At 53.4% G+C, this 18452-nt stretch carries 21 protein-coding genes; 19 read left to right on the top strand and 2 right to left on the bottom strand.

What is annotated here, in order from left to right; genetic code table 11:
- The first annotated feature begins 1 nt into the window (after position 1).
- Positions 2-436 (top strand): PTS mannitol transporter subunit IIA, encoded by a 435-nt coding sequence (locus tag A3848_RS16370; RefSeq protein ID WP_020432921.1) that lies wholly within the window; start codon positions 2-4, stop codon positions 434-436.
- The gene (locus A3848_RS16365; protein WP_074085978.1) at positions 436-1581 is read left to right on the top strand and encodes a mannitol-1-phosphate 5-dehydrogenase; all 1146 of its coding nucleotides are present in this window, start codon (positions 436-438) and stop codon (positions 1579-1581) included. The genes A3848_RS16370 and A3848_RS16365 overlap by 1 nt, the downstream gene beginning before the upstream one ends.
- Positions 1582-1716: 135 nt before the next feature.
- Here the strand turns inward: A3848_RS16365 and A3848_RS16360 are convergent, their stop codons facing one another.
- Together A3848_RS16360 and A3848_RS16355 are read right to left on the bottom strand one after the other, a co-directional pair.
- Positions 1717-2142, bottom strand: coding sequence for an anti-sigma factor (locus A3848_RS16360; protein WP_256702420.1), 426 nt, complete (start codon positions 2140-2142; stop codon positions 1717-1719).
- Between the two features lie 187 nt (positions 2143-2329).
- The gene (locus tag A3848_RS16355) at positions 2330-3403 is read right to left on the bottom strand and encodes a M42 family metallopeptidase (RefSeq protein ID WP_074085976.1); all 1074 of its coding nucleotides are present in this window, start codon (positions 3401-3403) and stop codon (positions 2330-2332) included.
- Between the two features lie 167 nt (positions 3404-3570).
- Between A3848_RS16355 and A3848_RS32365 the strand changes: the two genes are divergently transcribed.
- From A3848_RS32365 to A3848_RS16275, 17 genes are all read left to right on the top strand, one after another.
- On the top strand, positions 3571-3723 hold the full coding sequence (locus tag A3848_RS32365; RefSeq protein WP_167374745.1) for a hypothetical protein: 153 nt from the start codon (positions 3571-3573) through the stop codon (positions 3721-3723).
- A 134-nt stretch (positions 3724-3857) separates the two neighbouring features.
- Positions 3858-4358: a stage V sporulation protein AC gene (gene spoVAC / locus A3848_RS16350; RefSeq protein WP_074085975.1), complete on the top strand. Its 501-nt coding sequence runs from the start codon at positions 3858-3860 to the stop codon at positions 4356-4358.
- On the top strand, positions 4355-5389 hold the full coding sequence (spoVAD, locus tag A3848_RS16345; protein WP_074085974.1) for a stage V sporulation protein AD: 1035 nt from the start codon (positions 4355-4357) through the stop codon (positions 5387-5389). The genes spoVAC and spoVAD overlap by 4 nt, the downstream gene beginning before the upstream one ends.
- Positions 5386-5736 carry a stage V sporulation protein AE gene (gene spoVAE / locus A3848_RS16340; RefSeq protein ID WP_074085973.1) on the top strand — a complete coding sequence of 117 codons (351 nt, stop codon included), beginning with the start codon at positions 5386-5388 and terminating at the stop codon, positions 5734-5736. Before spoVAD ends, spoVAE begins: the two co-directional genes overlap by 4 nt.
- A 203-nt stretch (positions 5737-5939) precedes the next feature.
- Complete coding sequence (locus tag A3848_RS16335) at positions 5940-7391, top strand: methyl-accepting chemotaxis protein (protein ID WP_074086028.1); 1452 nt, start codon at positions 5940-5942, stop codon at positions 7389-7391.
- 152 nt (positions 7392-7543) lie between these two features.
- Positions 7544-8500: an AAA family ATPase gene (locus tag A3848_RS16330; RefSeq protein ID WP_074085972.1), complete on the top strand. Its 957-nt coding sequence runs from the start codon at positions 7544-7546 to the stop codon at positions 8498-8500.
- Between the two features lies 1 nt (position 8501).
- Positions 8502-9752, top strand: coding sequence for a DUF58 domain-containing protein (locus A3848_RS16325; protein ID WP_074085971.1), 1251 nt, complete (start codon positions 8502-8504; stop codon positions 9750-9752).
- A complete protein-coding gene (locus tag A3848_RS16320) occupies positions 9749-11992 on the top strand; it encodes a DUF4129 domain-containing transglutaminase family protein (RefSeq protein WP_074085970.1) in 2244 nt (747 codons plus the stop codon). The genes A3848_RS16325 and A3848_RS16320 overlap by 4 nt, the downstream gene beginning before the upstream one ends.
- Before the next feature lie 89 nt (positions 11993-12081).
- Entirely contained in the window at positions 12082-12606 is a 525-nt protein-coding gene (locus A3848_RS16315; protein WP_074085969.1) for a YqeG family HAD IIIA-type phosphatase, read from the top strand.
- Positions 12606-13733 (top strand): ribosome biogenesis GTPase YqeH, encoded by a 1128-nt coding sequence (gene yqeH / locus A3848_RS16310; RefSeq protein ID WP_074085968.1) that lies wholly within the window; start codon positions 12606-12608, stop codon positions 13731-13733. The genes A3848_RS16315 and yqeH overlap by 1 nt, the downstream gene beginning before the upstream one ends.
- A 22-nt stretch (positions 13734-13755) precedes the next feature.
- Entirely contained in the window at positions 13756-14622 is an 867-nt protein-coding gene (aroE, locus tag A3848_RS16305; RefSeq protein ID WP_074085967.1) for a shikimate dehydrogenase, read from the top strand.
- A 111-nt stretch (positions 14623-14733) separates the two neighbouring features.
- On the top strand, positions 14734-15027 hold the full coding sequence (gene yhbY, locus A3848_RS16300; protein WP_019912522.1) for a ribosome assembly RNA-binding protein YhbY: 294 nt from the start codon (positions 14734-14736) through the stop codon (positions 15025-15027).
- A gap of 62 nt (positions 15028-15089) precedes the next feature.
- Complete coding sequence (locus A3848_RS16295; protein ID WP_074085966.1) at positions 15090-15692, top strand: nicotinate-nucleotide adenylyltransferase; 603 nt, start codon at positions 15090-15092, stop codon at positions 15690-15692.
- Positions 15664-16242, top strand: a complete 579-nt coding sequence (yqeK, locus tag A3848_RS16290; RefSeq protein WP_074085965.1) for a bis(5'-nucleosyl)-tetraphosphatase (symmetrical) YqeK — start codon at positions 15664-15666, stop codon at positions 16240-16242. The genes A3848_RS16295 and yqeK overlap by 29 nt, the downstream gene beginning before the upstream one ends.
- Positions 16239-16586 (top strand): ribosome silencing factor, encoded by a 348-nt coding sequence (gene rsfS / locus A3848_RS16285; protein WP_025705473.1) that lies wholly within the window; start codon positions 16239-16241, stop codon positions 16584-16586. Before yqeK ends, rsfS begins: the two co-directional genes overlap by 4 nt.
- Complete coding sequence (locus A3848_RS16280) at positions 16583-17518, top strand: CvfB family protein (protein ID WP_074085964.1); 936 nt, start codon at positions 16583-16585, stop codon at positions 17516-17518. The genes rsfS and A3848_RS16280 overlap by 4 nt, the downstream gene beginning before the upstream one ends.
- Before the next feature lie 59 nt (positions 17519-17577).
- Positions 17578-18348 carry a class I SAM-dependent DNA methyltransferase gene (locus A3848_RS16275; RefSeq protein WP_074085963.1) on the top strand — a complete coding sequence of 257 codons (771 nt, stop codon included), beginning with the start codon at positions 17578-17580 and terminating at the stop codon, positions 18346-18348.
- Positions 18349-18452: the final 104 nt, after the last annotated feature.

Raw genomic sequence — 18452 nt, 5'->3', positions numbered from 1 at the left:
TATGAGTATACTGTCTGAAAACAAAGTGATTATGAACGGTGCCGCCAAAGATAAATATGAAGCGATCACTATGGCCGGAAAGCTGCTAGTCGATGCCGGACATGTAACGGAGGAATATGTGCCGAAGATGCTGGAACGCGAAGAGGTGGTATCCACCTATATGGGCGGAGGCCTAGCGATTCCACACGGCACTAAGGAAGCCAGACCTTTTATCAAATCTACTGGATTGTCAGTCATCCGCTTCCCGGACGGCGTGGATTTTGGCGGAGATGAGCCTGCGTTTGTGGTCATTGGCATTGCAGCCGCAGGTGATGGCCATATGGAAGTGTTGACGAATGTGGCGATGATCTTCACGGAAGATGACGCGATTGAACGGGTCATGAATGCACCTACGCCGGCTGATGTTATTGCTATTTTTGAAGGGGGACTGGAGTAATGAAAGCTGTCCATTTCGGAGCGGGCAATATCGGCAGAGGCTTTATCGGTTTGCTGCTGTCGCAGGCGGGGTATGAAGTATGCTTCGTGGATGTCAATGAGGCATTTGTATCCCAGCTCCAGGAGCGCAAAGAGTATCCGGTGACCTTGGCCAGTGAGGGCCAGGAAACGGTCATTGTCAAGAATGTGACTGCGTTAAGTAGTGTAACCCATGCGGAGGAAGTGGCAGCGGCTGTTGCGGAGGCCGATCTCGTAACGACGGCAGTCGGGGTCACGATCCTGAAGCATATTGCCGGTGCAGTAGCGGAAGGCATCCGCAGACGGGTGGCTGTCTCCGCAGCTCCGCTGCATGTCATTGCCTGCGAGAACGCTATTGGCGGCAGCGCCCAGCTCAAAGAGCTGGTATACGCCAAGCTGGACGAGGAGTCCCGCGCCAAAGCGGACGCCTCTGTAGCATTTCCGAATGCGGCGGTGGACCGGATTGTGCCGCTGCAGCAGCATGAGGATATTTTGAAGGTAGTGGTAGAGCCTTTTTACGAGTGGGTGATCGACTCCTCGCAGATGATTCCGGGCTATGTCCCTGTTGAAGGCGTTCATTATGTGGATAATCTGGAGCCATACATTGAGCGTAAACTGTTCACGGTGAACACGGGACACTGCTCGGCTGCTTATCTCGGTTATCTGCGCGGGTATGAGACGATCCAGCAGGCTATGGCTGATGAGGCTTTGACTGCTCAGGTGCGAGAAGTGTTAGAGGAGACCGGTGCGGTGCTGATACAAAAGCATGGCTTCGATCAAGCGCAGCATAGCAAGTATATCGATAAAATCCTTGAGCGTTTCCGCAATCCGGCGCTGACGGATGAAGTGTCCCGTGTAGGCCGCTCACCGCTGCGCAAGCTGTCTCCGAATGACCGTCTGGTCTCACCGGCGCTACAGGCTTATGACAGAGGACTGGGCTATACAGCCCTTACCCGTTCGATGGCCGGAGCCTTACTGTTTGATGTGAAGGATGATCCCGAAGCCGTAGAGCTTCAAGCTGCAATTGCAGAGCTTGGCACTGAAGCTGCGGTAACGAAATACACAGGCATCGCTGCTGACCATGCGGTACATCAGTCGGTAATGGCAGAGTATGCCAAATTAAAATAAAAGCAATATAAACAGGGGGTTTGCGCTTCCGTCAGCTCATGTATTGGCTGAGGCGCAGAACCCCTTTGTTGTTTGGCGAGTTAAGGTCTCCATCGATGGATGGGAAATACCTGTGGTTAGGCCGGAAGGATTGACTTACCGTTTAAGCAGATGGACCCAGGCTGCATCCGGAGAAGTCGGCTTAACACTCCCGCCGGTCGGCTCCACGGTCAGTGCAATATTGTCCGCTTCGCCCAGCTGGCTGCCCTTCACATACAGATGGCCCTTCCTGTCTTCAATCTGAACCAGTCCCAGCGTGTTCCGGCTGCCGTTCTTTACAGCCCAGGCCTGAATGGACCGATTGTCGCTGAGTGCGACATCCTCGATCAGCACGAACAGCTCCCCGGAGCTGCCGTTGTACCAGACATTACCGGAGAATTGGTCCTTCCGGCTCCAGTCCAGCGGGTACGCTACGGTCTCCGGCCTGTTCAGCACCTCCATCGCTTGCGGCTCATAGCTGCTCACATAACGGTTGCGCTCTGAGCGCCCGTCCGGCTCGGTTCCGAACAGTCCCAGAAGCATGATGCCCACGGCGCAGCACAGGAGGTGCGTTCGCGGAACTAATTGAAAGGCATTCATGATCTATACAAAACGGGCTGACCGGAAAAGGTATTCCTGGTCAGCCCGTTTTGCAATTTGGAACATCGAATAACATTCTACCGGGTAGCAGTAAAGTATGTTCTCCTGTCCTTATGACATACCTAACAAGTTAGCTGTTTTCTAGTATGGTCTGCAGTGTTGTGCGGTCCAGCCCTTCCACCAGCTTGATCAGCAGCTCTTTGGCAGCAGCGTAATCATCGCTGTGAATGATGGAAGAGGCGGTATGGATGTAGCGCGAACAGATGCCGATGACAGCAGACGGCACACCGATACCGCTGACATGCACCTGACCGGCATCCGTTCCGCCCTGCGAGACGAAATACTGATATTTGATCTTGTGGGTATCTGCCATATCCTGCACATATTCAATCAGTCCCCGGTGCGTGATCATGGTCGGATCATAGATGCGCAGCAAGGCCCCCTGGCCGAGGTGTCCAAACGCCTGGCGGTCGCCGGTCATGTCGGCAGCGGCGCTGGCATCCAGGCCGAAGTAAATATCCGGCTGCAGCAGATTAGCAGCAGTCCGTGCTCCGCGCAGGCCGGCTTCTTCCTGTACCGTAGCTCCGGCGAAGACGGTGTTAGGCAATTTCTTCCCGTGCAGGGCCTGAACCAGCTCGATTGCCAGCCCCACGCCATAGCGGTTATCCCAGGCTTTGGCCATAATCTTCTTAGGATTGGCCAGTGGAGTGAACGGGCAGATCGGCAGAACCTGTTGTCCAGGAGCTACACCAAAGCTCTGTGCTTCTTCGAGGCTGTCCGCACCGATATCAATGTACATTTTACGGATATCGCCTGGCTGCTTACGTTCATCGTCACTCATCAAATGGATCGGAGTGCTGCCGACAACACCCGTCAGTACACCTTTGGGGGTGACGATCTGCAGCCGTTGTGAAGCCACTGCCGAAGCCAGCCAGCCGCCGAGAGGCTGAAAGCGGATCATGCCCTTGTCGGTAATGCCTGTAACCATAAAGCCGACTTCATCAAAATGTCCGGCAACCATGATTTTCGGGCCATTCTCTTCACCGCGGAGCACGCCGAACAGACTGCCAAGGCGGTCCTGCACGAACTCATCGGTATAAGGTGCCAGCGCATCTTTGACATAAGCACGCAATTCGCGCTCAAAGCCCGGTGCGGCGCGAAATTCAGTCAGTGTTTTGAACAGTTCAAGTGTTTCTGGATTCATTGTTCATATCGCTCCTTTACTATCATCTAGTATGAACATTGCGGCTCAAATTGTCCATGACTGAAGGGCAAAATGAACACCGGGTACTAGGGATGCGAATACTATGAAAGCAGCGGCTCCCAGGGGGGCCGGGAAAGGATGCGAAGCGGATGAGGGTGGCAGGAAGCATGCCCAGGGCCCGGGCAATGGGCTTCTCCGGCAGGGTGAGCAACCGGGGAATACGGCGGAGAGGCGGCCTGCGATATATTGCAGAGCGCGAAGCCGTGCTTATTTTGATTCTGTTTGTGCTGCTGATTGTGTTGCTGCTGTATTTTACCTGAGCTGGCGGGACATAACGAAACCGGAAATGGTGAAGAATAAGGAAAAACTTCTAACCAAGAATAATCCGGGAGGGAGAGCCTGAGTCTATAACACAGGCCATCCCTTTCGCATCCTTTTCAGGAGGTGTCCCTTTTTGCCAGCGAAAACTAGAAAATCGGGTGTCAAGCTGCGGCTTGATACCTTGACCCCGGAGGATTATGAACAATTGTCCAAGCCTTATGTTCCCAGCCGTCCGGTGTTCAAAAACTGTGTGCGTGCGTTTCTCTCCGGAGGATTGATTTGTGTGATTGGACAAGGCATTCAGGAGGCTTTTATGGCTATCTTTGATATGACCGCACGGGAAGCCTCAAGCCCAATGGTAGCTGTCCTGATCCTGCTCTCTGTCATTCTGACCAGCTTTGGCGTCTATGACAAACTTGCGCAATGGTGCGGTGCAGGGACAGCAGTTCCTGTCACAGGCTTTGCCAACAGCATGTGCTCTGCAGCGCTTGAACACCGTGCCGAAGGCCTTGTGCTTGGTGTGGGTGCGAACATGTTCAAGCTGGCCGGTTCGGTTATAGTATTCGGGGTGGTCGCCGCATTTGTTGTGGGTGTAGTCTATGCCATCCTGGGCTTTGGAGGTGGGCACTTGTGAAGCAGCTTGGCAGCCAGACCTGGGAGTATACTACCCGACCTGTTATTCTCGGCTCCGCTGCGGTAGTGGGTCCTGAGGAAGGGGAGGGCCCGCTGACTTCCGATTTTGATTATATCTACGATTCGTTGAAGATGGACGAGAAGACGTGGGAGAAGGCAGAACGCGCCCTTTTCGAAAAAGCATCCAAGCTGGCATTAATGAATGCGGCGCTGGATCAGGAAAAATTAGAGTTTTTTGTCGGCGGCGACCTGATGAACCAGATCATCAGCAGCTCCTTTGCCGCAAGGACGCTGGGTGTGCCTTATCTGGGGGTATTCGGAGCCTGCTCCACTTCCATGGAGAGCCTTGCCATTGCTTCGATGATCATAGACTCCGGCGGCGGCAAATACGCACTGGCGGGCACTTCCAGCCATAACTGTACTGTGGAGAAGCAGTTTCGTTATCCAACGGAATATGGCTCGCAAAAGCCTCCAACCGCCCAGTACACTGTAACCGGCTCCGGTTGTGCAGTTATCGGGCGCAATGACGGAACCTCAGAAGGCCCGCATGTCGTGATGGCAACGATGGGACGTATTATGGACCTGGGTCTCAAGGACCCCTTCAATATGGGAGCGGCCATGGCTCCGGCTGCTGCGGATACGATAACCGCACATTTTCGCGATACAGCGCTCTCCCCCGGCCATTATGATCTGATTGTGACAGGGGACCTTGCTACGGTCGGTCTGCCGATTGCGAAGGATCTGCTGGCCAAGGAGGGCATTCCTATGGAGCAGACGACTTTTAACGATTGTGGCCTGATGATCTACGATCTCGACAAGCAGAAATATGTGATTGCCGGGGGAAGCGGCTGCGGCTGCTCTGCAACGGTAACTTATGGTCATATTCTTAACCGGATGAAAAAAGGCGAGTTAAAGCGTGTGCTGGTTGTGGCAACGGGAGCCTTGCTCTCACCGCTCTCTTACCAGCAGGGAGAAAGCATTCCTTGTGTGGCCCATGCCGTTGCCCTTGAGATGGGGGGTGATAGGGCATGATCTATTTGTGGGCCTTTCTGATCGGAGGTGCGATCTGTGTCATCGGCCAGCTGCTGATGGATGTGCTGGCACTGACCCCCGCCCATACCATGAGTACGCTTGTGGTGGCCGGAGCGGCTGCTGATGCCTTCGGATTATACGATCCGCTCGTGAAGTTCGCCGGCGCTGGCGCTGGGGTACCGATTACCAGCTTCGGGAATTCCCTGGTGCACGGGGCTCTGACCGAACTGCAACGGGATGGCTGGATTGGAGTCGTTACAGGCATATTTGATGTAACCAGTGCAGGGATCTCTGCTGCCATAGTATTCTCGTTCCTGGCTGCACTTGTTGTGCGCCCGAAGGGCTAGTGCAGTGCATATATGAAAGTTGTTTTAGGGCCGCCGTTTGGCGGCTTTTTTTTGCGTGAAGAGGAATTAAAAGGGCCGGATTGATTAGATTTACAGTTAAAAAACTGTCGAACAATGACGATATAGAACGTAAGAACAGGTTCAATACATGAAGACGGGGGAAGTGTAACTTGCAGAATCAAAGATTTACAGAAATTATTTGGATGAGAAACAAGATTATTATCTGTGCCTTTTGGGTGGTTACGCTGATCGGCTTGATTCTGGCTTTTCAAGTTCCAGACTTGTGGTTTACAACCGCTGTATCGGTTCCCTTAAGTGTGGTGGCAACTGTACTTCATTTGAAGAAAAAAGGAATTCTTGTTTTACCTTGGGTGTTTACTGTTATTATGGGAGCCCTCTCTGTCTATATGAATCAGGGCACGGATGACATTGCGACAGCGCTGCTGCTGTGCTCGATGCTGCTGTTCTATCCGAACTATCATTATTTTGCGATTACCGCTGGTGTTAATGCTGTGAATATTTTCATTCAGATCACATCGGGCCACTCAGAGGCTGGTGCGAATCCCGATGTCCTGGCCTATGTAGACAGCTTTGGGACGTTTATTCTGATCTGCGGTGCCATGCTCGGTGTATCCATCGTAAACCGCAAACTGTTTATTCAAAGTGAGCAGCACCGGCAGGAGGTAGAGGCTTCAGGCACCCAGGTGAAGTACCTGCTGGACCGCGTCAAATCAGCTGTAGACGGCTTGTATGCTTTTACCGGGAATTTCAAAGAGGAAGTAGAGATGGTCGATGCCATCACCAATGAAGTCGTGATCGGGTTTCAGGAGGTATCCAAAGGTATTGAATATCAGGCAAGCAGTATCGCGGAAATCACGGAGTCCATCTCTGTGTCAGATCAGCATATCCGCGATGTTGCCGGTTACTCCCATGAGATGAAGCAGCTCTCTGCAGACACGGCAGAGGTGAGCGAACAAGGCAGCAGCAATATCTCCTTGCTCACAGGACAATTCGCCGAGCTGGGTGAAGTGATGAACCATACCTCGGAACAGATGCAGGAATTCTCTCAGCGGAGTCTGGACATGCACGAGATGCTGGACAGCATTATGCAAATTTCACGGCAGACCAATCTGCTGGCCCTGAACGCTTCTATAGAGGCGGCACGCGCCGGGGAGCATGGCCGGGGGTTTGCCGTAGTGGCCGGAGAAGTGCGCAAGCTTGCCGAAAGCTCCGGACAGACTGCGGATTCCATCAGCGAGGTCCTCGCCAGTCTCCAGCAGCAGACCGAAGGGCTGATCTCGCAGTTTGAACAGAGCCTTGAGATTCTGCACACGGGCAGTGAATCTGCACAGAATACGGAAAAGGTGTTCCAGTCCATTCAGACGAATGCACACAAGGTGCTGACACAGGCCGGGGATGTTGAGCACAGCTCAGCGGGCATGAAGCATTTTTCGGAAAAGGTTGTTGGCGAAATTACCGAATTCTCCAGTGTCACCGAGCAGTCCAGCGCCGCGACGGAAGAAATTCTGGCCGGTGTGGAGGAGCAGCGCAATATTACGCATCATATGGTGGAGAGCTTCAAACAGCTGGAGAGTCTGATTATAGGATTGAACGATCTGGTCTCCGGTTCAGGCGAAGATTCCAAGCAACATTAGAATAAGAAAACCTTAGAAGCCGGGAGGGGGAACCTTGTTCGGCTTCTTTGACGTATGTTAAAGATAGCAATCTTCAATAATGTACTTTGGGGTCCCTAATCATGTAAAATATAATTAATACTGCTTATTTTGACATAGGAGGTTTACCCTATATGCCCGTGCGTCAAGAATCCATGCAAATTATGAACGCTGTTCGCAATAATCTGGAATCCTGCATCCTTGGTAAATCATTTGAAATAGAGCTGCTGCTCACTGCTCTCCTTGCCGGCGGACATGTCCTGATTGAGGATGTGCCGGGAACGGGCAAAACCCAACTGATACGGGCCCTGTCCAGATCCATGTCCGGTGAATACCGCCGGATTCAGTGCAACCCGGATATTCTTCCAAGTGACATTACCGGTGTCTCCGTCTATCATCCGCGCGATGAAATGTTCCATTTCCGTCCGGGTCCGGTCATGACTAATATTCTGCTTGCGGATGAGATCAACCGTGCCACCACCAAAACGCAGTCCGCACTGCTTGAAGTGATGGAGGAACGGAACGTTACTGTAGATGGAGAGACGTACCCGCTTCCGCATCCTTTCATGCTATGTGCAACGCAGAACCCGATTGATTTTGAAGGTACCTATACGCTGCCGGAAGCCCAGCTGGACCGCTTCATGCTGCGGATTAGCCTCGGTTATCCGGATGCAGATACTGAGAAGAACCTGCTGCTCAGCCATCAGGAGGGCCAGCCGGTGGACAGGCTGACTCCAGTGACGGGAATGGAAGAGATTGCTTCCATTCAGGAAGAGATCCGTTCTGTCTATATCAGTGATCCTGTGCTGAACTATCTGCTGGATGTGGTCCGGCAGACCCGGGAGCATCCTCTGGTGCTGCTTGGGGCCAGCCCCCGGGCGTCCCTGTCATTCATGATGGCCTGCAAGGCATATGCCTTCCTGCAGGAGCGCGATTATGTACTGCCCGATGATGTGAAGATTCTAACGCCCTATGCCCTGGGACACCGTATCCTGCTGCGGCCGGAGTCGCGTCTGGATAACGTGAATGTGGATTCGCTGCTCCAGAAGCTGCTCCAGAGCATTCACGTGCCCGTCACGATGAGGCAGTGATATGAAAAGCTATCTGTCTGGGGCGGCCGCGCTTCTTCAGCCCCGCAAAATGGCCGGCGTTCTCGCCATTTGGGGCATCACGCTGCTTTATGTACTTTTTCAGGGCGGCAAAACTTCCTTTATGCTCTTTATTATGGTCACTGTGCTGCTTCTTTATTTAATGATCGGAGGCCTGGGCGGTGTCCGCCGCGCCAAAGGCACCCGCAGCCTGTATTCGGAGCAGGACAAGCCAGACTTATTATATGCGGGCGGGTTCCTGCGGGTGAAGCTGAGCATCACGATTCCGGGCTTTTTGCCCTTGCCGTATGTAGTGGTGAGAGAGATACTGAAGCGCCACAACGGCGAATCATGGGTGTTTGAGGAAAGTCTCATCCCCAGCCTGAAGGGCCGGGGAGAACTGCACTTCCAGACACCGGCGCTTGAGCGGGGCCATTATTCTTTTGAAGGTACGGATATTCTCTCCGAGGACATCTTCGGTCTTGTGGAGCACAAAGGGACCTTTCAGGCAGAGGGCCAGTTCCGTGTGCTGCCGCGCTCAGTATTTGTGCCACGCTGGCAGCTGTATGAGCGGAGAGCCCGGCTGGCCGGGCCTCAGGCATCACTGGTCCCTTCTCGCCGCGAGACTACACAGATCAACGGTGTCCGCGATTATGTCTACGGTGACCGGCTGACCCGTATTCACTGGAATGCAACGGCGAAGACCGGCGACTGGAAATCGAAAGAATTCGAGCATGAATCTATTCCCAAAACTGTGCTTGTACTGGACGGAAGTGCGGCATCCTATGGCAGTTCGAATCATTTCGAGCTAGCTGTTTCGATTACAGCCTCGCTGCTGGGTTATGGAATTCGTGAACGGATCGGTATCGGCCTGTGCTGTCTGGACAAGCATACCAAGATGTTCGCACCTGCCGAAGGTAGTGCAGAACGGCAGAAAATGATTCAATATTTGATCGATATCAATGCTGAGGGCCGCGGACCGCTGATTACTAGACTGGAAAAGGCGTCCCGTATGTTCCCCAAGGGCTCATATTTTGTGCTAATCAGTCCCCAGTCAGGCCAGCCTGTTCTGGATGTGCTGCGCTGGGCAGAGAGCCGGGGGATGACGCCCTCGCAAATTCATGCACGTAATCCGGCGTCCATGAAGCGTACTCAGGAGTGGATAGACGTACTGGGATCACGCGGGATTACTGGCTACAGCGTCAGTTCGCTGCAGGAGCTCCCCGCTGTGCTCGGAGGTGATAAGGTCATATGATACGCTGGTGGAATGGAATTAAATCCTCCTGGCATCACTCTTTCAGCCTGCTGTGGCTGATGGTGATTGCACTGCAATGGATTTCTTACACAGAAACCTTCTGGCTTGAAGTGACCACCGCGTCGGTGCTTCTGGCACTGGCTGCCGCGGTGGTTATTGAAATACTTATACCCGCCAAAGCGGTCTACCGGCTGCTGCTTGAAGCTGCGGCTGCGGTATACCTTACCTACCGGATGGTACTTCATTACGGGGCCTACGTTCCTGATCCCTGGATGCCAGGGCTCCGTGACCGGCTGCCGGATATCCTTTCGCATATGGCACCCTATATCTGGTTTGCTTTTGGGGCGCTGGTCTTGCTTCTTATATCCTCTTGGTGGGTATCCTCGAAAGCGCGGATTCTGATGTTTACCGGAATGAATATTGCGGCATTTGCTGCGCTGGACTCTTTCACTTCTTCTATATTATGGCAGGAGGTGGCCTGGACAGTTTCTGCCGGGATGGGCTGGCTGGTTACCCAGCATTTAAGAAGCTTTCAGCTGCAATACCCGCGCGGTTGGACTCATTTGCTGAAATATCCTTTTAAAATCGCCATTAATGTAGCCATTATCTTTTCTCTTGTGATTATTACCGGTGTGAATATGCCTGAGGTGCGCCCAACGCTCACTGATCCGTATACGGCATGGCAGGAATGGAGCGGCAATGGCGGTACTCCAGGCTCCGGCAGCTCCGGCCCGTCCGGTAACGGAACGGGTACAGCCTCCACTGGGAGCACAACCTCTGGTTATAGTACAGATGACAACAATCTCGGCGGGGGTTTCAATTTCGATTATTCACCGGTGATGACGGTGGCCTCGGATCTGCGCACGTACATGCGGGGAGAGACACGCAGCGTATATTCCGGTAAAGGCTGGAGTGATGACGACCCTGAAGCCAGAGGAGGGGTGACAGGGGCTGAAGTCGGACAGAAGCTGGACCGGAATACAGCTACCAAGGTGCAGACCAAAGAGCTGAAGCAGACTGTAAAAGTGCTGGGAGGCAAGTCCTACCCTGTGCTCTTCGGAGGCTACTCCATCTCGAAAGTGAATTCGGTGAATGGACAGAATACAAGCAGCGGCCTGTCCTGGAGAAAAGAAGGCAGCGAACTGCTATGGGAATCGGAGGGGAACGGCAAGGCTTTCCCCCGAGAATATGTGCTGACCTCACAGGTGCCGGTTGTTCCGATACAGGAGTTGAACAGACAGACTTACCAACAGCTGTATGGCGGGGTAAAGATTGATCAACAGTACCTGCAGCTGCCGGACAACTTCCCGGAACGGGTTAAAGAGCTGGCGGCGAAGGTCACAGCCCAGGGGAAGACACCTTATGAGAAAACAGCCCTTCTGCAGCAGTACCTGCAGCAGAGCTTTCCGTATACGAACCAGCCAGATCTCTCACGCCGCAAAAGCAAGGATCTGGTGGACAGCTTCCTGTTCGAAATTATGGAAGGGTATTGCGACTATTACTCAACTGCGCTGGTCACCATGGCCCGTTCACTAGAGATTCCGGCCCGCTGGGTCAAGGGCTATGCGCCGGGGGAACAGGCGCAGCTTCCGGACAACCTTGCGATCCAGCAGGGGAGCGATCTCATCAATAACAACTACACGATAACCAATGCAGATGCCCATTCCTGGGCCGAGGTCTATTTTGGGGATTATGGATGGATTCCTGTCGAGGCGACTCCAGGCTTCACGGCACCTCTACTGACACAAAGCCAGGAAGCAGCGCCTGAAGAAACCGCGGCACCAGAAGAAGAAGACACCCAGCCTAAGTCGGAGAAGGTGAACAACGCTTCACAGGAGCAGGGCTTTCATATGGGAACATGGATGGTAGCAGCGGCAGCCGTTGTGCTTTTGTCCTGGGCAGGCTTCCTGCTCTGGCAGCGCCGCTTCAGCCTGCGCTTCTTCATCCAGCGGCTGCGCAACGGCCAGCCGCTGTCTCCCGTTCAGAAAGTTGAGGCGGAAACGGCGCGCTGGGTAAGGTATGCTCGCAGAAAGGGCATGCTTAAGGAAGAACACGAAACGCTCCGCGAATCCGTCGATCGCTGGAGACACGAACGCCCTGCGGCTTCTGGATCTCTCACAGCTCTGCTGGGGATGTTCGAACGTGCGAAGTACAGCCCAGAGGTTATTGAAGACAAAGACTGGCGCAGCGTGTATACTGAAGCTTTGCGGCTGCGCAAAAGCATAAAGTCCGGCAAGTAGCGGCAAAGGTGTCAAATGGCCGTTCCGGATTCATTTGCGAAGCGTAAAGAGTATGATATAGTTTTTCGTATGAAATCGAGGTGAACGTATTGTTTGAAAGGTTAATCCCCAAACTCCGGGTGAATACGGTATTCGACATTGCTCTTGAAGAGCTGTACGCTCTTGGATACCGAGGTATCATTACGGATCTGGATAATACGCTGGTCGGCGCCAAAGCGCCTCTGGCCACTCCGGAGCTATTGTTATGGTTCGCGAAAGTGAAGGAGCTGGGTTTCAAGCTCATCATTGTGTCGAACAATAACATGGACCGGGTGTCACGCTTTGCAACGCCGCTTAATATTGAGTTTGTGCACCAGGCACGCAAGCCCAGCAATACACCATTTCTAAAAGCAATGAAACAGATGGGGCTGAAGCCGGAGCAGACGATTGTTGTCGGCGATCAGATGCTTACTGATGTATACGGCGGCAACCGCCTGGGGCTGTATACGGTGCTCGTGCTCCCTATCTCTGTGAAGGATGAAGGGATCGGCACCAGATTCAACCGCCGGGTTGAGCGTATAGCGACTACACGGCTTCGCAAGCAAGGATTGTGGCACGAGGAGGATAAACCTTAATGAATTCAACAAATGAAACCAAGCGCCCTGAGAAATGCAGCGGCTGCGGCATCAAGCTGCAGACCACGGACAAGGACATCCCGGGTTATATACCGGAGGTGGCTTTTGAACGGGAACCCGTGATTTGCCAGCGCTGTTTCCGTATTAAGAACTACAATGAAGCGTCTTCCGTATCGGTGGATCAGGATGAATTTTTGCATCTGCTGAGCGGTGTTGGTGAGAAGAATGCGCTTGTCATTCATATTGTCGATCTTTTCGACTTTGAAGGCAGCTTGATTTCCGGCCTGCAGCGTTTCGTAGGCAACAACCCTGTCATTCTGGCAGTCAACAAAAGTGATTTGCTCCCCAAGGTAACCAACTGGAACAAGCTTCGCAATTGGATGCAGCAGCGCTGCAAGGAGCATGGCCTGCGGACTGCGGAGATTGTTCTCTGCAGCGCTAAGCGCAATCAGGGTTTCGACCGTCTGCTTGAAGCCGTCACCGAGCTACGGGGCCAGCGCGACGTGTATGTTGTCGGTGCTACTAATGTAGGCAAGTCTACGCTGATTAACCGGCTGATCTCCGATTACAGCGATCTGGAGCAGGAGCTGACTACCTCCCGTTACCCGGGTACAACACTCGATACGGTGAAGATCCCACTGGATGACGGACACTACATCATTGATACTCCGGGGATTGTATACCCTTGGCGGTATAGTGAACTGGTGGAACGCAAAGATCTGGGAGCCGTAATGCCCGAAAATCCGCTTAAACCGGCGGCATATCAGCTGAACGAGGGACAATCGCTGTTCTTCGGAGGTCTGGGCCGCTTTGATTTCGTGAAAGGTGAACGGCAATCCTTCACCTGTTATATCAGCGGAACGCTGAAGATTCACCGTACGAAGCTGGAACGTGCGGATTCCCTCTATCAGGAGCACCGCGGCGAGCTGCTGTCTCCGCCGGGAACCGCTGACATGGATAAGCTGCCGCAATGGCAGCGCCACGAGTTCCGCATCGGCCGGAACAGCCAGACGGATCTCTTCATTTCCGGCTTGGGCTGGATCAAGGTGAACGGTACAGGCGGGGCAGTTGTAGCCATCCATGTTCCGCGGGGAATCAAGGTTCTGACCCGTCCATCGCTGATCTGACCTATAGGAGGGCGAATAAGCTGTGACAAGCGCAAGCAGCGATTACAGGAATAAGGATATATTACTTGGGGTCATGGGTGATCCCATCGTCCAGTCCAAATCCCCGGTTATGCACGGAGCAGCACTGAAGGCGCTCGGCATTTCCGGGGCCTACGTGCCGCTGCATATTACACCCGGCCAGCTGGGTGAAGCCATTCAGGCTATCCGTACCCTAGGTTTCCGTGGGGTGAACGTGACAATTCCGCATAAGGTTGCGGTAATGGAGTATATGGACAGGCTGGATGACAGCGCGCTGATTGTCGGCGCGGTGAATACAGTTGTCAACGACGATGGTGTGCTCACCGGATATAATACGGACGGCATTGGATATGTCCGCTCACTGAAGGCGGAGGCGGCGCCGGAGTTATCTGGCACCCGCGTTCTGGTCATTGGTGCCGGTGGGGCGGCAAGAGGGATTATTGCCGCGCTGCTGGAGGATCATCCGCTCGAAGTGATTATTGCCAACCGGACAGAGGATAAGGCGAAGCAGCTTGCTGCGGCCTTTCAGTCGAAAGGTGCGGTCTCCGGAATTGGAATGGATGAAATCCCGGCCCATATTCCCGGAATGGATATTGTGATCAATACCACCTCTGTCGGTATGTATCCTCACACCGATGCCACGCCGATTGACCCTGCTTTGCTTCGGGAAGGAATGATCGTCAGTGATCTGATCTATAATCCGCTGCATACCAGGCTCCTTACGGAAGGACAGAAGCGGGGCTGCAGGATTCATGGCGGCCTTGACATGTTCGTCTATCAGGGAGCCTATGCGCTTGAGTACTGGACCGGACGAAGTGCACCGGTAGATATCATGCGTCAGACGATTATAGATTGTCTCAGGCACGACTGATATGCAACTTACATCTCTTCGCCTGCTGGTACACTCTTTTCTCCCGTTTTGGCTTATTAGTTCGGTATAGTTAGGGTAATAATATTTGTTAATTAAGGAGCTTGTTCATTTATGTTAACTGGAAAACAAAAACGCTATCTCCGTTCGCTTGCCCATCATCTGGATGCGGTATTTCAAGTTGGCAAGGGCGGTGTCAACGATCATCTGATCCGCCATATCGAAGAGGCTATTGAGAAACGCGAACTGATGAAGATCAGTGTGCTGAATAACAATGCGGATGATCCGAAGGAAATTGGCGCTGCACTTGCGGAGCAGTCGGGTTCCGAGCTGGTGCAGGTTATCGGCAAGACCATCATTCTGTACAAGGAATCACGCGATAACAAAACCATCGAGCTGCCCCGTTAATACGGCCTTCGCAGCTTGCGGGGGAGTGTAGTTTACCCTGATAATAAGAGGAGGTAGACCTCTTGAAAGTTGGAATTATGGGAGGGACCTTTGATCCTCTTCATATCGGCCATATGATGGCAGCGGAGACGGCGAGGGAGTCCTATGCGCTGGAAGAGGTATGGTTCATGCCGTCGCATATCCCGCCGCATAAGCATGAGGCAGGAGCATCCGGCGAGGAACGGCTGGCCATGGTTGAGGACGCAGTCAGGGATCACGACGCGTTTGGCATTCTGGACCTGGAAATCGCCAGAGGAGGCGTCTCTTACACCTTCGAAACCATCATGATTCTGCAGGAAAAATATCCGCAGCATGAGTTTTTTTTCATTGTCGGAGCTGATATGGTCCAGTATTTGCCAAAATGGCACGGGATTGAAGAGCTGGTTCGGCGTCTTACCTTTATCGGAGTCGGCCGGCCGGGCACTCCACTGGATCTTGAGGCGTTGCCCGGCTTTATTGCCGAGAAGGTACTGCTGGCGGATATGCCGCTTGTAGATATCTCCTCCACGATGCTGAGAGCCAGAGCCGCTGAAGGCAAGTCTATTCGTTATATGGTGCCTGATGCTGTATACGATTATGTTCAAAGGAGTGGATTGTATGGCATTCAGCCGCGAAGCGCTGATTGAAGCGGTCTCCGCCCAGATGCCCGACAAACGCTGGAAGCACACACTGGGCGTGATGGAGACGTCGGTGAAGCTGGCAGAGCGCTATGACGGGGATCCGGTCCGTGCGGAAACAGCAGCGATCCTGCATGATGTGGCCAAATACTGGCCGGTGGAACGAATGAAAGAGATTATTGAGCAGAACGGGCTGTCCGCCGAGCTGCTGAGCTATGATAAGCAGCTGTGGCATGCGGAAGTTGGCGCTTTCGTTGCCGAGCATGAGTATGGAATCACCGATCCTGAGGTGCTGGATGCGATCCGTTTCCACACTTCCGGACGTGAGAACATGGGCCTGCTGGAGAAAATCGTCTGTCTGGCTGATTATATCGAGCCGGGAAGGGATTTTCCGGGAGTGGAAGACATCCGCAAGCTGTCCAAGGTAAGCCTGGAGGAAGGGCTGGTCGCAGGGTTCGACTCTACCATCAGTCTGCTGCTTCAGAAACGCCGCATTGTGTTCCCGCTGACTATGCTGGCCCGCAATGACTTAGTTAGAATAATGGAGGATAAAATATGAGTGTAGAATCAAGCAAGCTTTTGCAATTGGCCCTAAAGGCCGCCGATGATAAAAAAGCAATGAACGTGGTCGCGCTTGACTTGCGCAGTGTGTCACCTATCAGTGATTATTTCGTCATCTGCCACGGGAATTCCGATACACAGGTTCAGGCCATTGCCACTGAGGTGCGCAAGGTTGTTCATGAAGCCGGCGGGGTCATCCGCGGCATTGAAGGTATGGATGCAGCCCGCTGGGTGCTGATGGATCTGGGAGATGTGATCGTGCACGTATTCCACCGCGACGAGCGGGAATATTACAACATCGAGCGTCTGTGGTCCGACGCCAAGGTTGTGGAGACGGTATGAGTCTGATTGCCGGAACTACGGTTACCCTGGAAGTCTTGCGTGAGGTATCCCCTTACGGCTACTTTCTGGGCGCTGGTGACCAGGATGTGATGCTGCATTATACGGAGCTTGTTGGCAGTAAGCCGAAGAATGGCGACAAGGTTGAAGTGTTCATTTTCTTTGATACAGAGGACCGTCTGGCGGCCACAATGAAGAAGCCGTTCCTGACCTTGGGTGAAATGGCTCTGCTCGAAGTGGCGGATATTCACCCCCGTCTGGGCTGCTTCCTGGAGATGGGACTCGGACGGCAGCTGCTGCTGCCGATCCGTGAGCTGCCGGAGCTGATTGAGCTGCGCCCGCAGGTGGGGGACAAGGTTTTTGTACTTATGGAGCATGACAAGCAGGGACGTCTTCGCGCCAAGCTCGCCGGAGAGCAGGAGCTTGCGCCGCTGTCGCTGCCTGCACCAGAGTCCTGGATGGGACAGACCGTTAAGGCAAGAGTGTACAAACCGCTTCAGATGGGTACTTTTGTACTTGTTGACGGCGGCGTGCTGGGTTTCGGAATCATCGGTATGGTGCATACCTCAGAGCGTACCCGCTTGCTCCGGCTTGGCGAGGAATTCGAGGCTAGGGTCTCCCATATCCGTGAAGACGGCCGTGTGAATCTGTCTATGAGCCAACGTAAGGAAGTGGGCCGGGATGTCGATTCCGCGGCGCTGCTGGATTTCCTGAACGAACGGCCTGGCGGAGCGATGCCTTATTCAGATGCCACGCCTCCCGACATCATCAAGCAGCGGTTTGGCATCAGCAAATCGGCATTCAAGCGTGCGCTTGGCAAGCTGATGAAGGAAGGGCTGGTTACCCAGAAGGAGAACTGGACCTATCTAGCCCGGAGCGAAGAGGCCGGAGCAGACCAGAGCCCAGCCAAGGATAACCAGGAGCCTGAACATTAATAATCCGGAAACGGAAGAACAGTTATACAGTTTCATTCACAGAAAGTCGGTGTAAGCCAGTGTCTTCCTATGGGAAATTTGCTTATGTATACGATGAGCTGATGGCGGATATGCCCTATCCGGATTGGCTGGCCTTTGCGGAGACGGCCTGGAATAAATACGGCAAGCCGTTGACGGTGGCGGAGCTGGGATGCGGAACCGGAAGCATTACGATCCCGCTTGCCGCTGCAGGCTACCACATGACAGGAATTGATCTGTCTTCGGATATGCTGTCTGTAGCCCAGATGAAGATGGAGCGGCATCCTCAGGGACGCCGTTTCCTGCGTGAGGGCAGTGTCCGCTGGGTACGGCAGAATATGAAGGAGTGGGAGCTGCCGGAGCTTGTCGATTCGGTTATTTCCTTTTGCGATTGTCTGAACTATGTGCTGGAAGAGCAGGATATCCGGTCCGTATTTGAACAGACCTTTGCCGGCCTTAAGCCGGGAGGAAGCTTCCTGTTCGATGTGCATCATCCCGATACACTTATCCGCTACGAAGAGGAGCAGCCGTTTGTGCTGGACGAGCCTACGGTATCTTATATCTGGACTTGTGAAATGGATGTGCCGCGCCGTGAGATTGAGCATCACCTGTCCATTTTCGCCCGTGAAGAGGGAGGAAGCGGCCTATACCGCCGTTTTGAAGAGACTCACATCCAGCGGGCTTATGATCCCGAATGGATGACAGAGGAGCTGCGGAAGGCCGGCTTCAGTGAAGTGAAGGTCTATGCCGATTTTGAATGGGTGGAGGCCGACGACAGTGCCGGACGGCTATTTTATGTAGCTGTAAAATAAACACTAAGTATTATGAGGTCCTTACCTGTATCAGGGAAGGGCCTTTTTGATGTCCCTGCACCAGGATTGGATATTGGTCGAAAAAAAACCGGCACTGTATACCT

The organism is Paenibacillus sp. P32E (genome assembly GCF_001909085.1).
In the GTDB taxonomy this organism is placed as follows: domain Bacteria; phylum Bacillota; class Bacilli; order Paenibacillales; family Paenibacillaceae; genus Paenibacillus_AQ; species Paenibacillus_AQ helianthi.
This window is presented reverse-complemented; position numbering and strand designations above follow the sequence as displayed.